Genomic DNA, 20,193 nt, shown 5'->3' with positions numbered 1-20,193 from the left:
ATTCGTTATGATAAGAAACAACGTTTGACTAATAGAGTGAATCAATATGTCTAAAGTTACCATATACCATAATCCGCGTTGTTCAAAGTCACGCCAAACGCTTGAGTTATTGCAACAGCATGGTATCGAGCCAACCATTATCAAATACCTCGAAACCCCACCAAGTCAAGCCGAACTGAGCAGTTTGCTGAATAAACTCGATATCAGCCCTAGACAACTGATGCGCACAAAAGAAGCGGTATATAAGGAACTTAAGTTAGCCGACGAGTCGGATGATGAGGTATTGCTCACTTCGATGGTCAATAACCCCAAGCTTATTGAACGTCCGATTGTCGTTAAGGGTGAGAAGGCCGTATTAGGACGCCCGCCGGAGAATGCGTTGGAGTTGATAAAGTGAGTGGCTGTAACGTCGTCATATTTTATTTTAGCCGAGGCGGTCAGACACGTTTACTTGCAGATGCCATAGCCGAAGGCGTTCAGGCAACCGGAGCTGAAGCGCTTTTACGCACGGTCGAAACCGATAGCGATGCCGCGAGTATGCGTGATTTACTTCTTGATAAAAATGAGCTGATCAACTGTGATGCGTTAATAATGGGAAGTCCAACTCGTTTTGGTCACATGAGCGCACACCTGCAAAAATTTTGGGAGACGACCAGCCGCGAATGGCTAAATGGTGATCTAATTGATAAACCTGCAGCCGTTTTTACGACAACCAGTTCATTACACGGTGGTCAAGAGAGTACCCTACTTAATATGGCATTGCCTCTGCTTCATCACGGCATGCTACTAACGGGCATTCCTTATGAGCAACCGAGTTTACATCACGATAATGCAGGTGGTTCGCCTTACGGTGCTGGTGCGTTAAATGCATCATCCAATTTGACATTATCGGCCAATGAGCGAGCCAGTGCCGTTGCTTTGGGTCAACGAGTTGCAACAATTGCACAACAGCTAAAATCAACCAAGGATGCATAACATGGCCGTTCAAATGGCACCAAAAACACGCTTTTTTCGCATCGCCACACAGACCGGTTACTGGCTGCTGTTGGCACTTCTGATTCTGTGGCATGGTCTCATTCCAGAAAGTGACACGAGTGCCCTACCCACTTACCTATCGTTAATTTTTTGGGTTTTACCGATGTTATTTCCACTCGTTGGATTAGTTAAAGGGAAGCCCTACACACACGCTTGGTTTAATTTTATTTTGATGTTCTACTTTTTGCACGGACTCACAACCGTATACACACATCCTGATGAACGTGTATGGTCAGTTTTAGAAATACTTTTCACGACAGTTGCTTTTGTCGGTGCAACAGGGTTTGCACGGCACCGCGGACGTGAATTAGGGCTGGGCCTTAAAAAGCAAAAAGAGGCTAAATAGCCAATACTTGTTTCACAAATGGAATCGTGAGTTTTCGTTGGTGCGCGATAGAGGCTTTATCGAGTTGATCTAAGTGCGCCAACAACCCTGCCATATCGCGTCCCAACCGATGCAACATGAAGATAGCCACATCGTGCGGCAACTGCAAACCTCGCCATTGTGCACGAAGCGTCAATGCGCTTGCCTTGCCATCATCATTGAGTGGGCTGAGTTGAAACGCCGTTGCCCATTGTAAACGAGAACGCAAGTCAGCGAGTTCAACTGATAACTGACTCGCACTCGCATGAGCGGTCATCATCAAGCGACAGTGCTCAGCATCTGTAATCGTGTTAATTAATTTGAATAACTCATAGCACCAAGTGGGGTCCTTAAGTACCGTATCAATATCATCTAGACAGATAATATTGAATGCATCCAAGCCTGCTAGCACTTGCTCGGCGTTGCTTTCTTTCAAATCCGCCAACGGCAAATACATGACTTGGGTGTGTTGTCCAGCTAATGAGACAATCGAATGTAACAGGTGACTTTTCCCTGAGCCCGAAGGACCTGATAAAAGTGTCAAGCGTTCGCCCTGCGTTTCACTCAGAGGTTTTGTTGCGATTTGCTTGAGCCAACGCACCACATTATCATTCTGTTGCTCTAAGTAGGTGGTAAAATTTTCATCATCAGGCAACTGCACTGCAAGTGTTAGTTGCTGAGGTTGTTGCTTACCGGCTGTCATTATTCTGTTGCCACCCACCGATAAGTCGTTTCCTCCTCAGCGCTTTGCTCGCGCAAAGCAAAGGGATCGCGACGCTTTTGTTGTAAACGCCCATCTAACTCAATAGCTTGTAACAGATGATCGGGCGTATCCGTTAAGGTCACCTCAAAGCGGCTGAATGTTGGGCTGTAATCAGTTAGCTTGACTTGCTGTACAGAGGTCACACTCGCAATGAACCTTTGAATATCTAGAATACTTTGCCAACCCTGCAAACCTTCCACACGAATAGGAAACTGAATCAACTGACTCTCACCTGACGCAATCAAAGCAAATTCATTAGCAAGCGATTCATGCAATTGATTCATGAACGGACCTGCAAGAAAGTCGCGTGAATTTGCAAACACTTCGCCCGACTTTCTAATATCGCCCACACGGACCACCCAGTCTAACCGCCAACGGCCTTTTTCGGCTTCGCCCTCGGCTTTAGGTTCATCATCCGTCACGCCGCGTTCTGCTACCTTCGCGACCAAATAGCCATCTGCTCGATATCGCTGTGAAGCGTCGCCAATAGGGGTCAAAAAACGTCCCCAAATGTCAGAAATAGAGACTGACGTTGCATCCGTCAAATCCATTAAAGGAAACTGTAAGGGTAAACCGCGTTGCTTAGCGAGGTGGCGGATCTGTTGAATAAAGATAGACTCGTCGTTTGCTGCTAAAATATGCCGTTTGCCACGCTCGTCGCTACTGGCTACCCACATCAACAATTCCGGACGTCGACTCCCCCAGTAGGGCAGTTGATTAACCTTAAATAACTCAGACAGCTTACGTCCATCAAAGTTGGCGGTAAGATATAACGTATTCCCGTTACGCCGATAACCGTACTGTAATAGGTAGTCGTCCAACTGACTCTTAGCATTCTTTATTGCACGATGCTCGAGTGTCTTCTCGCTTCCCGATATTTTTAATATCACCTGTTCAAACGCTGTGCGCAACGCTTCATCACGTTGGCTCGCTGCCTGCGAAGACACTTCTATTTCCGCTGAGAAAAGATCATCAATAAGTCGACCCTGTGCCGAGAAGCACAGTAATAAACTTACCATACAGATGAAGTATTGAACTGTTGCGCGCATCATAGGCCAGCCTTCAAAAAATCGTTCATGAAATGCATGTTAAACACCCAAACGCAACACGGCAAGTGACAACTTGTGGATAACCTTGTGGGAATGCCCTCGACAACGTAAATTCAAGTAATTTATCGATAGCCTAGTCAAAAACCGGTCACCTCGCTAAAATGAAACAAATTTTGTGACTAGGAACATTATGCTTAAAAAACAATTACGTGGCATTAGCTCGTTATTATCGAGTATCAGCTTGATTGGGGTCTGTGTCGGTATGACCAGTACGCTCCTCAGTTTACGCGCCACGATTGAAGGTTTTGGCACCTTAGTCACTGGTTTTATCATGTCGGCCTACTTTATTGGCTATTTATTTGGCTCGACTCGCGCCCCCAAAGATATTCGTCGAGTCGGTTATATACGTTCGTTTGGCGGACTGGCTGCCCTCGCCGCGGCCAGCGTGTTAGTTCAAGCTATCTGGATTGACCCTGTCGTCTGGTTTGTCATGCGGTTTGTGACTGGCTTTGCGATATCAGGCATCTTCGTCATTGTTGAAAGTTGGCTAAATACCATGGCTGATAACAAGAGCCGTGGCACCTTGTTATCCATTTACCTCGTTATCATTTACAGTGGTCTGATTGCCGGTCAGTTAATACTCGGTGTCGCAGATCCCGGCGGCTTTATCGCCTTTGCCATTGTGGTACTGCTTATCAATTTAGCGCTAATCCCCATCTTAGTAAGCGTTACCGTTGAGCCAACCACGCACGAAAATCGCAAGGTACCCGTTAAAATGTTATTGAATACAGTACCATTGGGGGTTATCAACGCATTTGTAATGCAAGCATGTTACGCCATGTTTTACGGTATCGGTCCGATGTATGCTTCGTATATTGGTCTTTCCGTACTACAGATCACGTTCTTTATGTCAGCGTTTATAGTCGGCGGACTTCTCTCGCAAACACCGTTTGGCTTGCTATCAGATCGCATTGATCGTCGTATTGTTATCGCCATTTGTGCCGCAGGCGGAACCGCTGCAGCTATTTTACTTGCTCAGCTTGGTGCCGGAAATGCCTTACTCATTTATCTAGTCGTAGCGGTGCTTGGCGCCTTTATTCTACCGCTCTACTCGCTCGGTATGGCACACACCAACGATTACCTCGAGAAAGACCAGATGGTTGGTGCCACGGGCGCTATCATCAAAATCGGTGGTGCAGGTAGTATCATTGGTGCGCCGGCGGTCGCTGCGTTAATGCAGTTCGGTGCTATTAACTACTTCTTTCTACTGCTTGGTGGTCTCACCGCTTTTGTGGGTTGTTACGCACTGTACCGCATCACGCGTCGTGCTAAAGCTGAGGAACAATTACACAGCAACTTTGCTATTCTAGCACCGTCACAAACCTCCGATGAGCTATTAACTTCCATGGCGGAAGAGGCGCCAGATGAAGAGGACGATACCGAAGAAGAAGTGGATGGTACGGCGGTACTGAAGCGCTAACGCGCTTCAGTACACTAACAATTACTGAATAAGCTCAGCGACCCAGTCGCGCGCTTCAGCAATGATTTGCTCGAGGTGTGCGGCTGATTTAAAGCTTTCCGCATAGATTTTATAAACCGGCTCAGTGCCTGAGGGTCGTGCGGCAAACCAGCCATCTTCTAACACGACCTTGACACCGCCAAACTGAGCGTCATTACCCGGCGCTTTTGTAAAAATATCGACAACGTTACTTTCAGCTAACGTGGTTAATTTCAATTTGTAGGCTCGAATATCCTTGAAGCGCGCGTTCTGTTCCAACGACGATGTCGTATCAACCCGCTGATAAAACGCTTCGCCGTGCTGCGCACATAATTTTTTGTAATAAGCGCTCGGGGATTCACCGGTGGCAGCTTGCAGCTCTGCCGCCAACAATACCATCACGATACCGTCTTTATCGGTGGTCCAAACATCACCTTGGCGATCAAGCAAAGTGGCTCCTGCACTTTCCTCGCCTGCGAAACCAATATCACCATCACGCAGCTGCTGAGCGAACCACTTGAAGCCAACAGGCACTTCATAAACCTTACGCTGATTATCTTCTACAACGCGATCTATCATTTGGCTAGAAACGAGTGTTTTACCGATTGCAACATCGGCTGCCCATTCCCGCGACTTACACAAATAATCAATAGCCACAGCAAGGTAATGATTAGGATTCATTAGGCCATCCGGCGTAACGATACCGTGGCGATCATAATCGGGGTCATTTCCCCCGGCTAAATCGTATCGATCTTTATAAGCCAACAGACCTGTCATCGCATAAGGTGATGAGCAATCCATGCGTATCTTGCCGTCTTTATCGAGGGTCATAAACTGAAAGCCTGGGTCGACGTGATCGTTGAAAATATCGATATTGAGCCCATAAGTCTCAGCGATTTGGTGCCAATAATCAGCACCTGCGCCACCCATTGCATCGACCGCAAGACGCAGGTTTGCGCCTTTGATAAGGTCCATATTGATACAGCGGGGCAGATCGTCAATATAGTGCTTACGCCAATCAACAAAGACTAACTTTGGATGTGATAACACATCTTCCCGTTCACAGGTATTAACGCCTTGAAGCCCAGACGACAGTAGTGCATTCGCATATTTTTCAATGACTCGCGTAGCATCAGCATCAGCCGGTCCCCCATGCGGCGGATTATATTTAAAGCCGCCATCCTGTGGTGGATTATGTGAAGGCGTGATGACCACCCCGTCACATTGCTTTTGATGGTTTGCGTTGTACATCAAAATAGCGTGACTCAATGCAGGCGTGGGCGTATAACCATGCTTTGTTTGTACATGTACTTCTAACCCATTACCTAAAAACACATCGAGTGCCGAAATGTAAGCCGACTCTGAAAGTGCATGGGTGTCCTTGCCGAGTAGAATCGGACCCTCAATGCCTTGTTCTTCACGATAGGCACAAATTGCTTGTGCAATTGCTAGAATATGTGCTTCATTGAAACTTCGCGCCAGCGCAGAACCGCGATGACCCGATGTTCCAAAACTCACTTTTTGATGAGCTTTACGTGGGTCTGGCTCATACACATAATATGCACTGACCAACTGCGCGATGTTTACGCTATCCGCTGCGGTTGCGGGCTGCCCCGCTCGTTCATGCACCGTCATTATAAAAAGTCCCTAATTTGCTCGACTTCAGGTTTGCTGTATCCAAGCTTTTGCGCAACCTGAGTCAACATCGATTTTTTCTTCGTCGTATTATTGTTCGTCACCACCCAAAAAGGTGATGAGGGAATCGCCTTAGGATTCGTACTATTACCACTGGTCAGCAACGCCTCTTCCGAACGGGCAAAATATTGGCGGTCACGGCCGCGAATAGTCAATACGGTTTCAAACTGTTCGGGATGAGTCTTATACAGCATGCTCAAAATGTAGAGAAATCGTGCCACTACGCTTTTCTGTACATTAACATCTTGCTGATTTAGACGGTTAAACACAGAGTCAGTAGCACGCTCTTCGACCTGCACCGGTTCAACCTGAGCAATGCTGTCGAAGCCCAATAGACGGCGCAAAATATCTGATGCGCTCTCACCGATTTGTTGCGTGTGGCTCGCGATATACGCGTATAAATCGTCTTCAACTTCGATGCGTTTCATCGGTTTTTAATTCCTCATTGTTATCGATTCGCAGGGTTGACTTGCAACCAACCACTAAAGCTCGGAAAATATTAGCAAAGTTTAACACTAAAGGCACAACGATGGCAGAGTCAGAATTACTGCATTACGAAACCATGGGTGACAAGCAGAATCCCGCCGTTATTATCATTCACGGGTTGTTCGGAGATGGAGATAACCTAAAGAGCCTTGCTCGCGATTTGGAGCGCGACTACTTCTGTGTTCTACCCGACGCTCGCAATCACGGTGATTCTCCTCACCATGACAGTATGACCTATACGGAAATGGCGGACGATATTGTGGCACTTGCAGATGCATTAGCCTTAAAGAAGTTTTCGTTAGTTGGTCATTCCATGGGCGGTAAGATTGCCATGGAAGTGGCTATGCGCTACGAAGAGCGTGTCCAAGCAGCGGTGTTCGCAGATATTGCTCCAGTCGCCTATCCTGCTCATCACAACACAATATTAGATGCCTTAGCGGGTTTAGATTTACACCAAATAACGAGCCGCACGGATGCTGATAAACAACTGAGTTCGGTGATCAAAGAAAAAGGTGTGCGCCAATTTTTACTGAAAAACCTCCGCAAGGATGGCGACCATTTCGCGTGGCGACTCAATTTAACCGCGATTACCGAGCGATATGACGATATCGCCGGCAGTGTCAGCCATGGCGATTATTCCGGCCCTTGTTTGTTTATAAAAGGCGGGAATTCAGACTATCTAACCGAACAACATAAATCGCAAGTCACCGAGCGTTTTAGTAATACGCAGGTTAAAGTTGTTGAAAACACTGGGCATTGGTTACACGCCGAAAAACCGCGCATTTTCAATCGTCTTGTAAAGGATTTTCTAGCGAGCCACGGTCGTCTTTAACGGTCGACTGTGCTATTATAAGAGGCGTTTCTGTCGGCCTATAGGGTGGTATCTTAAGGATGTTGGCTGAATATTATGAGCAAATAGAAGTACTCGTTACTAATATTACGCTAGGTATACTTTTCTTACTAATAGGCTTAGCTATTCGAGATGTGCTTAATCGCTCATCGGTCCCCAAATTCGGACGCATTATCGTATGGATGGTGTTGTTTCTTGGCTGCTTTGGTTTTATTGCTAAAGGCATTATCCAAGTGATTTGGGAGGTCGGTGTCTAAAATCGACCGAAAACACATGGCAAAAGAAAACACGGATAAAGTAACGATCGATTTGTTCCTTGATCAACCGCGTAAAGGTCGACCTCGAACAAATCCACTACCACGTAATGAGCAGTTAAAAATTAATAAGCGTCGGCAACTGCAACGAGACCGACGTCAAGGTAGAAAGCGAATAGAATTGAAAGTCGACCAGTCAGTGCATGAGCATTTGAACGAAGTCGCATCATCCTCGGGCTGCACCCGCAGCGATTTAGTCGAAGCGATGATTAAAATCTCGCTGGCAAACCAAGAACAAGTGCTGCCAGCTGTCGTTAATTTAGTAAAATCAGGTGAAAGTTGATTTATGGCAACTGTTGGAATTTTCTTTGGAAGTGATACGGGTAATACCGAAGCGGTCGCCCACATGATTGAAAAAGAACTCGGCAAAAAGCTTGTTGAGGTCAAAGATATTGCAAAATCGAGTAAGGAAGATATTGCGAGCTACGATCTTCTTTTATTTGGTATCCCCACTTGGTATTACGGGGAAGCGCAGTGTGACTGGGATGACTTCTTCCCTGAGTTAGAAGAAATTGATTTTACTGACAAACTCGTCGCCATCTTCGGCTGCGGAGACCAAGAGGATTACGCCGAGTACTTCCTAGACGCAATGGGTATGGTGCGCGATATCGTTGAAGCAAGAGGAGCAATCATTGTTGGTCATTGGCCAACCGAGAGCTATCACTTTGAGGCGTCAAAAGGGTTGGTCGATGAAAATCATTTTGTGGGTTTAGGTATCGATGAAGATCGTCAGCCAGAACTGACAAAAGACCGTGTTACCCAATGGTGTAAACAGGTTTATGAAGAGATGTGTCTCGCAGAGCTAGCCAACTAGGATGGTTTTGCGCTATTTTGAGCAGAGCTATTGAACAACTAAACAAAAAGCGAAGAGCACCATGGCGACAAATGATGAACAATTGAAAAAAGCTGGTCTTAAAGTAACGTCCCCACGCGTAAAAATTTTGGAGATCCTTAAGCAACCAGATAATCAGCATATCAGTGCCGAAGACGTCTACAAGATTTTGCTTGAGCAAAAGGATGAAATTGGCCTCGCCACGGTTTACCGCGTGTTAAACCAGTTCGATGATGCAGGTATTATTACCCGTCACCATTTTGAAGGCGGTCGTTCGGTCTTTGAACTCAGTGCGAAAGAACACCACGATCATTTGGTGTGCTTAACCTGCGGTCACGTGTTTGAGTTCGAAGATGATGTTATCGAAGAACGTCAGGTACGTATTGCCGAGCAAAATAAAATCAAACTAACTAATCATAGCTTATATCTTTATGGCGAGTGTCAACGAGGTGAAGGTTGCGAATATAAAGCAGCTGAGGAAGCCTAACGATGGCACTGCGTTGGCTTATCTATGGTGCAAATGGATACTCAGGTAAACTCATTGCTCATAAAGCCGTCGCACGAGGTTATCACCCTGTACTTGCAGGGCGTAACGCAACCGAAATCGAACACTTCGCTGGGGCGCTTCAGCTCCAGCACCGTGTTTTCAGCCTTTCAGATCCGTCACAGGTCAAACAGCAACTGATTGACATCGATCTGGTTATCAATTGTGCAGGTCCTTTCAGCAAAACGGCCGCCCCGCTCATTCAAGCCTGTATTAGCACCGCTACGCATTATCTTGATATTACTGGCGAGATTGACGTGTTTGAATATGCACACTCGCAGTCTGAGGCTGCTAAAAAAGCAGGTATCGTGCTCTGCCCAGGTGTGGGCTTCGATGTTATTCCTACGGATTGCTTGGCTGCGCGTTTATACGCACAGATGCCCGACGCAACACACCTTGCTTTGGGGTTTGATTCGGCGTCCAGAATGAGTCGTGGTACGGCTAAAACGAGTATTGAGCGTTTAGGGCATGGAGGTGCTGCGCGTATCGACGGTATTGTCAGCTCAGTGCCATTGGCATGGAAAGAGCGCCGCATTGACTTTGGTAACGGTGTTAAGTCGGCGATGACCATTCCATGGGGCGATGTGGCGACCGCATTTTACACCACGTCGATACCCAATATTGAGGTCTATATTCCAGCGCCGCCCAAACTGATTAAACGGCTCCGTCTGGTTAATTGGTTTCGTTGGATATTTAAATCACGTTGGATACAAAAGCAGCTCAAGGCAAAGGTTGATCAACGTGATAGCTCAGGTCCGGATGAAAGCGCGCGTAAAGCCAACCCGACCTATATTTGGGGAGAGGTCAAAAATAAACGTGGAGACACGAAGTCTATGCGCTTCAAAATAAAAAATGGCTATACCGTCACAGCAGAAGGAGCCGTTGAAGTCGCACTTTATATTTTACAACATGAAGCTTTGCCAGGTGGCTATTACACGCCATCTCGCCTATGTGGCGCCAAACTACTCGACTCGTTTATTGAACATTAAAAAACCGGCTCATGAGCCGGTTTTTTTGTTGATAAGCACTTATGCAGCATCGCCCTGCTGTTCGATTTTAGCCCAGCTATCACGTAGACCCACGGTTTGGTTAAAGATAAGGCGCTGTTCTTTCTCAGCGTCACTATCCAACACATAATAACCTAAACGTTCAAACTGGTACGGTTGCTCAACTTTCGCCTCGGCTAAGTTGGCTTCAACAAAGCCGTGCTTAACCACGAGTGAGTCAGGGTTTAGCGCAGCGAACAAGTCATCTTCCGCAGCAGGATTCGGCACACGGAACAGACGGTCATAGATACGAAACTCAGCTTCTTTCGCTGTATCTGCCGAAACCCAATGGATAACGCCTTTCACTTTACGACCATCGGCTGGATCTTTGCCCAAAGTATCAGGGTCATAGGTACAGTATACGGTCGTTACTTGCCCGTCACTATCAACATCACAGCGTTCAGCCTTAACCACATAACCATTTCTGAGACGAACTTCTTTGTCTAACACCAGTCGCTTAAACTTCTTGTTAGCCGATTCACGGAAGTCTTCACGTTCAATGTAGACTTCACGTGAGAAAGTTACTTGGCGGCTCCCCATATCCGGGTTATTCGGATGATTAGGCGCATCAAGTAGCTCCTGCTGACCCTCTGGATAGTTTTCGATAACCAGTTTAATGGGGTCCATTACCGCCATCGCACGCGGTGCGTTTTCGTTTAAGTCATCACGGATACAGGCTTCAAGCATACCCATTTCAACTTGGTTATCCATTTTGGTGACACCAATACGACGACAGAACTCACGGATAGACGATGGCGTGTAGCCACGACGACGCAAACCCGCAATACTCGATACACGAGGGTCATCCCAACCTGAAACTTTGCCTTCCTCAACCAAGTTATTGATGATGCGTTTACTCATCACGGTATATTGCAAGTTCAAGCGCGAGAATTCGATCTGCTGAGGATGACAGTCGATACTGATATTATCCAAAACCCAGTCGTACAAACGGCGATTATCTTGAAACTCCAAAGTACACAATGAATGCGTAATGCCCTCTAACGCATCAGAAATACAATGTGTGAAGTCATACATTGGATACACACACCACTTGTCACCGGTTTGGTGGTGATGCACGTGTCGCACGCGATAAATCACCGGATCGCGCATGCACATGAACGGCGATGCCATATCAATTTTAGCTCGTAAGCAACACTCACCATCCTTAAATTCGCCCGCTGTCATACGCTTGAATAAATCCAAGTTTTCTTCGACCGACGTGTCCCGGTAAGGGCTGTTGGTGCCCGGCTCTTTCAGCGTGCCACGCATTTCACGCATGGTCTCTTGGTCAGAGAAATCCACGTACGCGAGTCCCTTTTCAATGAGCTCCATCGCAAACCCGTGTAACTCATCAAAGTACCCCGATGAATAACGAGGCTTACCTTCCCACTGATAACCTAACCAAGCAACATCGCGTTTGATCGACTCGACGTAATCAACTTTTTCTTTTAATGGGTTGGTATCATCAAATCGCAGGTTACAGGTACCCTGGTAATCTTCGGCAATACCAAAGTTCAACACGATTGATTTAGCATGACCAATGTGCAAAAAACCATTCGGTTCCGGTGGGAACCGAGTATGTACTGACGTATGCTTTCCTTCTGCCAAATCTTTATCAATAATTTGGCGAATAAAATTACTTGGACGATGCTCAGTTTCTGACATGCGTGTATGTTCTCCAACAACTTTTGAGCTCAAAAAAGGATATTACTTATGATCGCAATTAATGATCCGTCTGGCAAGCAGGTGTGATGCCAAAAAAGTCATAATAGTTCTTTAATTGCTGTTGTACTTTAGCAACTTCAACTCGAGTAAACTGCACGGTTTGACCCGGTCGACATTGTGCCAAACGTGACAGATCCAGTGGACTTATATTACCAAGCTTAGGGTACCCCCCCAACGTTTGGCGATCGTTCATCATAATAATAGGTTGGCCATTCGGTGGCACCTGCACTGAGCCAATATTGATTCCCTCTGACACTAAACCTTTGCCCGCATACTCAATGGCAGGCCCTTCGAGTCGAATCCCCATCCGATCGCTTTGCTGGCTAATTTTATACTCGTGGAAACTCAGTTTTTCGCGCTCAGCCATGGCAAACTGATCGTACTGAAACCCGGGTATCAGACCTAAGACCGGTGGCTTACTGTAATCAGGACGGTAACGCCATGGAATGCGCTGCGTTAACTCACAGGTTGAAGACTCAATAGCCAATGTATCGCCTTTTTGCAGCGCACTACCATCACCGCGGTGACCGCCTAATTGCTCACGCTTAACCGTCGCGCAACTGCCCCATTGCGGCTTGACCTGTATTCCACCTGCAACAGCTAAATAGGCCCGCAATCCGCTACGTGCAGGCCCAATACTCAACACCTGCCCCGCTTCAACCTGAAACGTCTCCCAAATATTGCGCTCTTCGTCATCCAGTTTTAAGCTAACATCTGCACCGCACACGGCGACTGCAGCAGCGGTGGAAAACTTAAACTTTGAGCCACCCAATACAATTTCAATCTGAGCGGCACCCGGCTCATTTTTTAGCAGATAGTTGCCCCATAAAAAGGCATTCTCATCAATAGGTCCGCCGCGTGTTAAGCCTTTTTTTAAGTAACCTAAGCGACCAAAATCCTGAATAGTGGCGTACATGCCGGGTTCAATCACTTCAATCATTCGAATGCCTCCACTGAGCCGCCAGCCGCGATAAACTCATCCTTTGAAATCGCCTTAAATCGCACCGTATCACCTGAGTTAAGTTGATTCAGAATGCCTTTCTGAGGTTCATATAATGGAAAGGTCGTGCGACCAATGATGTTCCAACCGCCAGGCGATGCTAAGGGATAAATTGCTGTTTGCCGTTCAGCAATGGCAACACTCCCCGCTGGAATTCGTGTTCTAGGTGAATCCAGCCGAGGTGCCTGTAAATCTTCGGCGACTTCGCCCATGTAAGCAAAGCCCGGTGCAAACCCCAATGCATATACGCGATAGCTGTCCCGACAATGGCGCTCTATAACCTCCTCGACACTACATTCGTGAAGCTCCGCAATACGTGCTAAATCAGGCCCGACCGTCTCGTCGTAATAAACAGGAATGACGTGTGTTTGCCCCTGCTCCGCGTTAACCTGTTGGAGTTCAGGCAGGGACTCAATGATAGCTTTGATCGAGGCACGTATATCGGTATCTGAATGCCGGGTAATATCGTAATAAACCATGAGCGATGAGTATGCCGGTACGGTTTCGAGTATCGCTAAATCGCTGCTGGCTATCGCTGAATCAAGTTGCAGTACGCGTTGGTTCGCCTCGATGCTGATCTCATCTGCAAAATAGACGATCACCGCATCAGCACCCGCATTGACTATGGAAGGTTTCACGCTCAGTTTCCCTCTTGTTGTTATTCGGGTATCGAGTGGAGTAACTCACGTATTTTCGACACGGTTTCGACCGCGGATGGGTTGTCGCCGTGAACGCACAGTGAGTCGATACTAATCATTCGCTCGTTACCATCTTTGTCAATAATAGGCTCGCGTCGAGCAAACCGGTTCGCTTGTTCAAGTACATCGGCTTCCTCGGTCAGCACCGAGCCGCTTTGCTTTCGTGATACAAGCCGACCTTTATGGTTATAGCGACGGTCTGCAAAACCCTCAAACCATAAGTAAACGTCATAGTTAGATGCTAATGCCTGCCACTCAGAGTTTTGCGGAGTTGCCATAACCATCAGTGGTAGCGGTTGACGTTGTTGGGTTTGCAAGTAACTAACTGCCTTACACACCGCTTTAAATATCTCACTGTCACGCAGCATATCATTATACAACGCACCGTGAGGCTTAACGTAAGCAACCGATTCATCATAACGTGCGGCGATACCATTAAGTGCACCGACTTGATACATGATGAGAGCAATAATTTCTTGCTCTGAGCAGTCCATATGCCGCCGCCCAAAACCAACAAGATCTGGATAGCTCGGGTGAGCCCCAATCTTGACTTGGTGTTGTGCTGCCAGTGCCACCGTCTGAGTCATCGTCAGTGGGTCGGATGCGTGAAAGCCACATGCAATATTAGCGCAGTCGATGTGCGGCATGATAAGTTCATCCTCGCCCATCTTATAAGCGCCAAAGCTCTCACCGATATCACAGTTGAGTGTAATTTTTCTAATCGTATGCGTATTCATACGACAAAGTATATCATGATTTGGTTTTGTCTTGTTTACGTGCGGTAATGTCACCTGTTAATCGAGTGTAGCTCACTGCAAACAAATACAACCCGACACCGATACTGGCAATTTGCAGGGCAGGTAAAGCCAGCACGACTAGCTGGTGTTTAGCGAAAATAGCGACAGCACCCACGAGCCCCATCGTCGTTAAGCCGCTTGCTATCAAAGTAATCGGAGGCAGCCAACTCAATAGCTTTTGAATACGCAACAATGCGAGTAAACCACCCAAAATGATGCCCCATGCAACTGGCACACCCAGTTGATACCAACTCAATTGATAGTCAGCAATTGCAGCGACTAATTGGTCTTGTGAAGCGGTATAAAAAAATAGACCCACCGCGCCCGCTAAAATGACAATTCGCTTAAAAAGATTCATGCCTGCTTTCCTTACAGCGCTAAGCTCACACAATAAATAATAATGCCTATCACGGGCACCCAAACAATTGGAGACTGATACCACTTGAGCGGCTGTTTACTTTGTTCATTCAGCTTATTCAACGTGGGCAACCGATACAGCCAAATTAAAGCCACCAGCATTAAGCCTGCGCCCGTTAGCCGAATGGTAGTATCAAACTCGCTTACGACTCCGAGTACAGCTAAAAGTAAACCTACAATCAGCAGTACTATTGCAGTAACACGTTGCCACATTTATTCACCTCGTTATTATTATGCTTTGGTCGAATACCACCATAACGCTTTTTTAACAGACAAAAAAGAATATGTTACCTTAGAGCCTACGCTGACAGGGATTGAACAATACATGCAGATATTTAAACGAATGGCGCTGATCATTGCGGCCGCTGGCGTGACCTTTGGTTTAATCGTAATAAGTATCGTGGTGTACCAGTACACCATCATGGCACCCGACCTACCCCATGCCGGTGACTGTCAGTTACAACAACTCGAACAAACTCAAGATCGTGCTGCTGAAGTGCACACCTATCAATGTACTCGCGGTTCAGAAACGACTTGGCAGGGTACCGAGATATGGCTCTATGAACCTTTGACTGAAGAGTGGCAGCGGATGTTAACCGTTGCAGGCGAACCCTGTGTGCGCATTCGCCTCAACGAGCGTCGTCTAACGGTCTCCCATGCGGGCAACAAGCTCGATTTTAACCTCGCTGAACCGGTCTTTATCTACAAGGATAAAGAAGGCACAAGCCATAGCTTGGCTGTCGCAATCGATAACCAAGCAACGGCATGCGATGATTAATTAGGTCAGTTTGAGCACCCAACTCAGCGGTAAGCGCTTCATTAAAAAACCAATAACGCACCACGGCCAACCGGGTACATAGGCTTTGACGGGCGCTTTCTCTATGGCTTTTACCATTTTACGACAGCCCTCTTCGGTGCCAATCATAAAGGGTGTGTTCTTTACTTTTTCATTAATTTCCGAGCGAATATAACCCGGGAATAATGTGGTGACTTTGATAGGACTGTTGTTGCCATAGGTCTTAAGCAAATCAGCGCGGATCCCTTCAGACATCGATGCTAAACCGGCTTTGGTTGCCGCATATACCGTCATTGCACGCGGCATGCCACGCAATGCACTCATCGAGGCGATGGTGATCAAATGACCTCGCTCTTGTGCTCTGAAAATACCCATAGCCGCCTCGCATTGGGCCAACGCAGCAACAAAGTTCGTTTCAGCCGTGGCTCGATTAGCGGCAAAGTACCCTGTGCCTAACGAAGCGCCTTTACCCATCCCAGCATTAACAACGATTTTATCAATCGCGCCTGCCTCTGATTTAAACCGCTCAAACACGTCAAATACATCATCGTGTTGGTTAACATCAAGCGCTGCAATGTATACGTTGGCTTTTGGGTAAGCTTGCTCGATTTCACTTTTCAATGCTTCTAAACGCTCAATGCGCCGTGCGCACAGGCACAAATGATACCCTTTACTGGCAAATTCCCTTGCCATGCCCTCGCCCAGTCCAGAACTGGCGCCCGTTATTAATACGGTTTGTTGTTTTTGCATAATACACGTCCATTTATTGTTTTATTTTGCGACGGCAACGCCATAACAAGTAGTTGACCAAAAACCAGAAGTTTTTAAACGCTGGATTATTCGTTTGCTTATGGTGATAACGATAATAAATCTGCTGAGCAATTACGGCGAGGCGGAATAAACCAAACACCTCATAGAACTTAAAGTCAGCCACCGCTACGCCCGTCTGCTGACAATAATAGTCGATGATTTCTGCTCTATTTAACATACCTGGATAATCACTCGGTTGTCGTTTCGTCGCCCGGGCAATTTTGTCGTCGTCAGATTGAATCCAGTAGGCCAACGCATTACCCAGGTCCATCAGCGGGTTACCGAGCGTCGCGAGCTCCCAATCAAGAATGCCAATGATGTGAGTCGGATCATCGGCATCTAATACTAAGTTGTCCAAACGAAAATCATTGTGCGTCATGCAAATGGTCTCGTCGCTCGGTTGGTTTTCTCGAATCCAGCGCATGATGCTTTTAGCGCCAAATACGTTCCATGTTTTCGCCCGCTCAAATCGATTGCACCACCCTTCTACCTGCCGCTGGGTATAGCCTTTGCCTTTCGCTAACCGTCTTAGACCCGATGCATTGATATCTACATTATGTAACGCGACAAGGCGGTCAATCGCGTTTAAACATAATTGCCGCGCTTGTGTTTCACTTAACTCCAGTTGGCGGGGAAAGTGACGACGCGGAATAATTCCCTCTATATGACGCATCACATAAAATTCAGCACCAATAACCGACTCATCCTTGCAGTGTGCAAGCACTTCCGGCACCTCTGGAAAATACGGCTTAAGCGCTTTTTGAAAACGATACTCGCGCCCCATGTCGTGCGCCGACTTCGCCTTAGTGCCATCGGGAGGACGACGCAAAACAAGAGTAATATCTCGGTAGTCGAGTCGATAAGTCCAATTTGATGCCCCGCCGGTATACTGAGTAATAGCTAAATCGCCCGAAGACTCACTGACCACCTCAGGTAGTTCGGCTTTTAGCCACGCATCAAGTGACTCAATGGGTAATGACTCTTCCGTTCTAACCGGAGAAGACTGGTCAAGTACGCTATTTGCATCAACGCTCATTCATTCGCTCCTGCCATGCTCTTACTTCAGTTTTAGCAATGGTTGCACGATGCACTGCGTCAGGGCCGTCGGCAATACGCAATGATTTAGCGACCGCTAATAAATCGGGTAAAGGCGTATCATGACACATCGCGGCGCCACCATACAGCTGCATGGTTTCATCCACCACACGTTGCAGTACTTGCGGCGCAACCAATTTAATAGACGAAATCGCTTTAATCGCCTGCATTGCACCCACCTTATCAATTTGCCATGCTGCATGAAGGGTGAGTAAACGCGCTTGATCAATGGCAACCCGTAAATCTGCGAGACGTTCTGTATTGCCACCCAACTTTAATAAAGGTTGCCCAAACGCAATACGCGATGTACCGCGCTCGATAAACATATCGAGCGTCCGTTCAGCAGCACCGATGGCGCGCATGCAATGATGAATACGGCCTGGACCTAAACGTCCTTGCGCTATTTTAAAACCTGCACCCGGTCCCACGATGATATGGTCCTTAGGTACGCGCACATCATCAAATACCACTTCGCCATGACCATAAGGCGCATCGTATTCGCCTAGCGCAGGGAGCATGCGCTCAATATATACGCCGGGTGTATTTAAAGGCACAATCACCATCGAATGACGGCTATGCTTATCAGCATCCGCGTCCGTCAAACCCATCACGATGGCAAATTGAGCGTCGGGATGCCCAAGCCCTGTGCTCCACCATTTACGTCCGTTTATCACCCACTCATCGCCGTCAGCGGTAATCGTGGATTGCATGTTGGTTGCATCAGATGACGCCACATCAGGCTCCGTCATACAAAACACCGACCGAATATCCCCTGCCAGGAGAGGTTCAAGCCATTGCGTCCTTTGCGAGGCACTCCCAAAGTGATACAGCACCTCCATATTGCCGGTATCAGGTGCATTACAATTAAAGATTTCCGGCGCCAACAAGCTGTGCCCCATACACTCGGCTATAGGCGCGTACTCAAGAGTTGTTAGTCCCTGCCCAAGCTCAGCGTCGGGCAAAAACAGGTTCCATAACCCCGCCTTCTTAGCCATGGCTTTTAGTTCTGCCACATGCGGTGGCACCTGCCATTCACGCCAGTGCGGACCGGCATTAAGACGTTGGTTTTCTTTACGATAATCAGACTCATAAGGGACGATATGCTGTTCGATAAATTCTTGTACGCGTGACAAATAATCACAACTTTTATCTGAAAGTGAAAAGTCCATTCTACGTTTCCTTTAAATACCTAATAACCGCATTGTAGGCATGAATGATTTTCTGGTACAACCAGTTTAAGCCGATTACTCTGCTTGTAGTGGAGTCCAATTTCCATTACGGTTAAAAACAAAATAGAAAAATTAATCTATGCGCATAATAATAGTCACTTTTCTTCTTCTGCAGTTAACAGGCTGTACAGCCCTCGTTGCTGACCAAGTAGCTCACCCCCATGGAATGAATCTAAACTTTATTGATGAACAATCAGCTCTAGAAATCTTTAACCTGCAGCCCCGGAAGGTCGGTAACCTGGATTATTTTTATGCACCTGCCGCTGGATTTGCTCAACAAGAAACGGCGTTTGAAAGCACCATTAATGTGGCGCTGACCAACAGCAAAACGGGCACCACCACGACCACCCCATATCACTATGACGACAGTCATGCGCGTAAACTATCAAAGCAAAGTGAGCCGCGCGGTCAGGTTATTATGCTACACAGCTACAGCACCGACAGCCGTTCACTTTATCTTGATAGTCGAGCACTGCGGGCGCAAGGATACGATGTGCTGCTGTTAGACTTGAATGGTCATGGGCGTGCAAGTGATAAGCCGGTGAGTTTTGGTCCGGCGGATGTTGAGCGTTTACATCAACTAGTCACTTTGAGCCGTGACAACTCAAACTTGCCGCTGTTGCTGTACGGAAAGTCCTATGGTGCAAGCGTGGCTGCACAATATATCGCGAAGTATGGCAACATCGACGGTTTCATCGGCATCGCCCCGATGAATAACTTCACCGAAGCCGCGCTTATCGAGACAAAACGCAGCTCGCCTTGGCTAACCCAATTTATTAGCGATGAGTATATTACCGCAGGTATCGAAAGCGCTGCTGCTTCGGTCGGAGCGAATGTCGAAGAGGCCAATACCGCACGTATCTTGGATAATCACCTGCAACACAACAGCTGGCCTCCGTCACTGATTTTTGTTGGTGAGCTTGATAAACTCAGTAAAAAAGAAACTTTTATATCGTTTGATGACAACTCAAAAGTTAAAGTCATCACGCTACCCGAGCGCCCACATATGGCGATGATGGTGTACGACAATACGATCGATAAGCAGCTATCCGAATGGCTTGTAATGTTTGAAAAGAGAAAATTACCTTAAACACATTAAGTTAAACATAAGATACAAAAAACCCGGCGCGAGGCCGGGCTTTTTATGAGC

25 protein-coding genes are annotated in these 20,193 nt (G+C 47.1%); 12 read left to right on the top strand and 13 right to left on the bottom strand.

Annotation, left to right across the window (positions count from 1 at the left end):
- Window positions 1-46: 46 nt before the first annotated feature.
- The 3 genes from arsC to AWU56_RS05010 are packed head-to-tail and all read left to right on the top strand — an operon-like array spanning window position 47 to window position 1,381.
- Entirely contained in the window at window positions 47-397 is a 351-nt protein-coding gene (arsC, locus tag AWU56_RS05020; RefSeq protein WP_006955488.1) for an arsenate reductase (glutaredoxin), read from the top strand.
- Window positions 394-975, top strand: a complete 582-nt coding sequence (locus AWU56_RS05015) for an NAD(P)H-dependent oxidoreductase (RefSeq protein ID WP_006955489.1) — start codon at window positions 394-396, stop codon at window positions 973-975. Before arsC ends, AWU56_RS05015 begins: the two co-directional genes overlap by 4 nt.
- Window position 976: 1 nt before the next feature.
- Window positions 977-1,381 carry a DUF2069 domain-containing protein gene (locus AWU56_RS05010; protein ID WP_006955490.1) on the top strand — a complete coding sequence of 135 codons (405 nt, stop codon included), beginning with the start codon at window positions 977-979 and terminating at the stop codon, window positions 1,379-1,381.
- Here AWU56_RS05010 and hda read toward each other — a convergent pair.
- Window positions 1,374-2,102, bottom strand: a complete 729-nt coding sequence (gene hda, locus AWU56_RS05005) for a DnaA regulatory inactivator Hda (RefSeq protein WP_006955491.1) — start codon at window positions 2,100-2,102, stop codon at window positions 1,374-1,376. The genes AWU56_RS05010 and hda overlap by 8 nt on opposite strands.
- Entirely contained in the window at window positions 2,102-3,214 is a 1,113-nt protein-coding gene (locus AWU56_RS05000; protein WP_286681923.1) for a DUF2066 domain-containing protein, read from the bottom strand. Before AWU56_RS05000 ends, hda begins: the two co-directional genes overlap by 1 nt.
- A gap of 187 nt (window positions 3,215-3,401) precedes the next feature.
- On the opposite strand from AWU56_RS05000, the gene AWU56_RS04995 reads away from it, so the two are divergent.
- Window positions 3,402-4,691 carry an MFS transporter gene (locus tag AWU56_RS04995; protein ID WP_006955493.1) on the top strand — a complete coding sequence of 430 codons (1,290 nt, stop codon included), beginning with the start codon at window positions 3,402-3,404 and terminating at the stop codon, window positions 4,689-4,691.
- 21 nt (window positions 4,692-4,712) lie between these two features.
- Here AWU56_RS04995 and pgm read toward each other — a convergent pair whose 3' ends face one another.
- Both pgm and AWU56_RS04985 read right to left on the bottom strand, forming a co-directional pair.
- Window positions 4,713-6,344 (bottom strand): phosphoglucomutase (alpha-D-glucose-1,6-bisphosphate-dependent), encoded by a 1,632-nt coding sequence (gene pgm / locus AWU56_RS04990; protein ID WP_286681922.1) that lies wholly within the window; start codon window positions 6,342-6,344, stop codon window positions 4,713-4,715.
- Window positions 6,344-6,832 (bottom strand): replication initiation regulator SeqA, encoded by a 489-nt coding sequence (locus AWU56_RS04985; RefSeq protein ID WP_286681921.1) that lies wholly within the window; start codon window positions 6,830-6,832, stop codon window positions 6,344-6,346. The genes pgm and AWU56_RS04985 overlap by 1 nt, the downstream gene beginning before the upstream one ends.
- 101 nt (window positions 6,833-6,933) lie before the next feature.
- Here AWU56_RS04985 and AWU56_RS04980 point away from each other — a divergent pair, with 101 nt between their 5' ends.
- From AWU56_RS04980 to AWU56_RS04955, 6 genes are all read left to right on the top strand, one after another.
- On the top strand, window positions 6,934-7,722 hold the full coding sequence (locus AWU56_RS04980; protein ID WP_286681920.1) for an alpha/beta fold hydrolase: 789 nt from the start codon (window positions 6,934-6,936) through the stop codon (window positions 7,720-7,722).
- Between the two features lie 59 nt (window positions 7,723-7,781).
- The gene (locus AWU56_RS04975; protein ID WP_006955498.1) at window positions 7,782-7,997 is read left to right on the top strand and encodes a DUF2788 domain-containing protein; all 216 of its coding nucleotides are present in this window, start codon (window positions 7,782-7,784) and stop codon (window positions 7,995-7,997) included.
- Window positions 7,990-8,337, top strand: a complete 348-nt coding sequence (gene ybfE / locus AWU56_RS04970; protein ID WP_006955499.1) for a LexA regulated protein — start codon at window positions 7,990-7,992, stop codon at window positions 8,335-8,337. Before AWU56_RS04975 ends, ybfE begins: the two co-directional genes overlap by 8 nt.
- Before the next feature lie 3 nt (window positions 8,338-8,340).
- Window positions 8,341-8,868, top strand: a complete 528-nt coding sequence (gene fldA / locus AWU56_RS04965) for a flavodoxin FldA (protein WP_006955500.1) — start codon at window positions 8,341-8,343, stop codon at window positions 8,866-8,868.
- A gap of 61 nt (window positions 8,869-8,929) precedes the next feature.
- On the top strand, window positions 8,930-9,373 hold the full coding sequence (fur, locus tag AWU56_RS04960; RefSeq protein ID WP_006955501.1) for a ferric iron uptake transcriptional regulator: 444 nt from the start codon (window positions 8,930-8,932) through the stop codon (window positions 9,371-9,373).
- A gap of 2 nt (window positions 9,374-9,375) precedes the next feature.
- On the top strand, window positions 9,376-10,419 hold the full coding sequence (locus AWU56_RS04955) for a saccharopine dehydrogenase family protein (RefSeq protein WP_286681919.1): 1,044 nt from the start codon (window positions 9,376-9,378) through the stop codon (window positions 10,417-10,419).
- Between the two features lie 39 nt (window positions 10,420-10,458).
- On the opposite strand, the gene glnS is transcribed toward AWU56_RS04955, so the two are convergent.
- From glnS to AWU56_RS04925, 6 genes are read right to left on the bottom strand one after another with little or no spacing between them, the layout of a single operon-like run.
- A complete protein-coding gene (glnS, locus tag AWU56_RS04950) occupies window positions 10,459-12,141 on the bottom strand; it encodes a glutamine--tRNA ligase (RefSeq protein ID WP_286681918.1) in 1,683 nt (560 codons plus the stop codon).
- Window positions 12,142-12,199: 58 nt separating this feature from the next.
- Complete coding sequence (locus AWU56_RS04945) at window positions 12,200-13,141, bottom strand: 5-oxoprolinase subunit C family protein (protein ID WP_272978111.1); 942 nt, start codon at window positions 13,139-13,141, stop codon at window positions 12,200-12,202.
- Window positions 13,138-13,839, bottom strand: coding sequence for a 5-oxoprolinase subunit PxpB (pxpB, locus tag AWU56_RS04940; protein WP_286681917.1), 702 nt, complete (start codon window positions 13,837-13,839; stop codon window positions 13,138-13,140). Before pxpB ends, AWU56_RS04945 begins: the two co-directional genes overlap by 4 nt.
- Window positions 13,840-13,859: 20 nt before the next feature.
- Window positions 13,860-14,636: a 5-oxoprolinase subunit PxpA gene (locus AWU56_RS04935; RefSeq protein WP_071462570.1), complete on the bottom strand. Its 777-nt coding sequence runs from the start codon at window positions 14,634-14,636 to the stop codon at window positions 13,860-13,862.
- A gap of 13 nt (window positions 14,637-14,649) precedes the next feature.
- The gene (locus AWU56_RS04930; RefSeq protein ID WP_071462569.1) at window positions 14,650-15,054 is read right to left on the bottom strand and encodes a hypothetical protein; all 405 of its coding nucleotides are present in this window, start codon (window positions 15,052-15,054) and stop codon (window positions 14,650-14,652) included.
- An 11-nt stretch (window positions 15,055-15,065) separates the two neighbouring features.
- Window positions 15,066-15,326, bottom strand: a complete 261-nt coding sequence (locus AWU56_RS04925; protein WP_006955508.1) for a hypothetical protein — start codon at window positions 15,324-15,326, stop codon at window positions 15,066-15,068.
- Between the two features lie 112 nt (window positions 15,327-15,438).
- On the opposite strand from AWU56_RS04925, the gene AWU56_RS04920 reads away from it, so the two are divergent.
- The gene (locus tag AWU56_RS04920; protein ID WP_006955509.1) at window positions 15,439-15,891 is read left to right on the top strand and encodes a hypothetical protein; all 453 of its coding nucleotides are present in this window, start codon (window positions 15,439-15,441) and stop codon (window positions 15,889-15,891) included.
- Here AWU56_RS04920 and AWU56_RS04915 read toward each other — a convergent pair whose 3' ends face one another.
- The 3 genes from AWU56_RS04915 to AWU56_RS04905 are packed head-to-tail and all read right to left on the bottom strand — an operon-like array spanning window position 15,892 to window position 18,983.
- Window positions 15,892-16,659 carry an SDR family oxidoreductase gene (locus AWU56_RS04915; protein WP_006955510.1) on the bottom strand — a complete coding sequence of 256 codons (768 nt, stop codon included), beginning with the start codon at window positions 16,657-16,659 and terminating at the stop codon, window positions 15,892-15,894.
- Between the two features lie 13 nt (window positions 16,660-16,672).
- Window positions 16,673-17,755, bottom strand: a complete 1,083-nt coding sequence (locus tag AWU56_RS04910; protein WP_286681916.1) for a phosphotransferase family protein — start codon at window positions 17,753-17,755, stop codon at window positions 16,673-16,675.
- Window positions 17,745-18,983, bottom strand: coding sequence for an acyl-CoA dehydrogenase family protein (locus tag AWU56_RS04905; RefSeq protein WP_286681915.1), 1,239 nt, complete (start codon window positions 18,981-18,983; stop codon window positions 17,745-17,747). Before AWU56_RS04905 ends, AWU56_RS04910 begins: the two co-directional genes overlap by 11 nt.
- A 139-nt stretch (window positions 18,984-19,122) precedes the next feature.
- Between AWU56_RS04905 and AWU56_RS04900 the strand changes: the two genes are divergently transcribed.
- The gene (locus AWU56_RS04900) at window positions 19,123-20,133 is read left to right on the top strand and encodes an alpha/beta hydrolase (protein WP_286681914.1); all 1,011 of its coding nucleotides are present in this window, start codon (window positions 19,123-19,125) and stop codon (window positions 20,131-20,133) included.
- The last annotated feature ends 60 nt before the right edge of the window (window positions 20,134-20,193 follow it).

It is taken from the genome of Idiomarina sp. T82-3 (assembly GCF_001577655.1).
In the GTDB taxonomy this organism is placed as follows: domain Bacteria; phylum Pseudomonadota; class Gammaproteobacteria; order Enterobacterales; family Alteromonadaceae; genus Idiomarina; species Idiomarina baltica.
The sequence above is the reverse complement of the archived record's forward strand: the minus strand, read 5'-3'. Positions and strand labels throughout refer to the sequence as shown.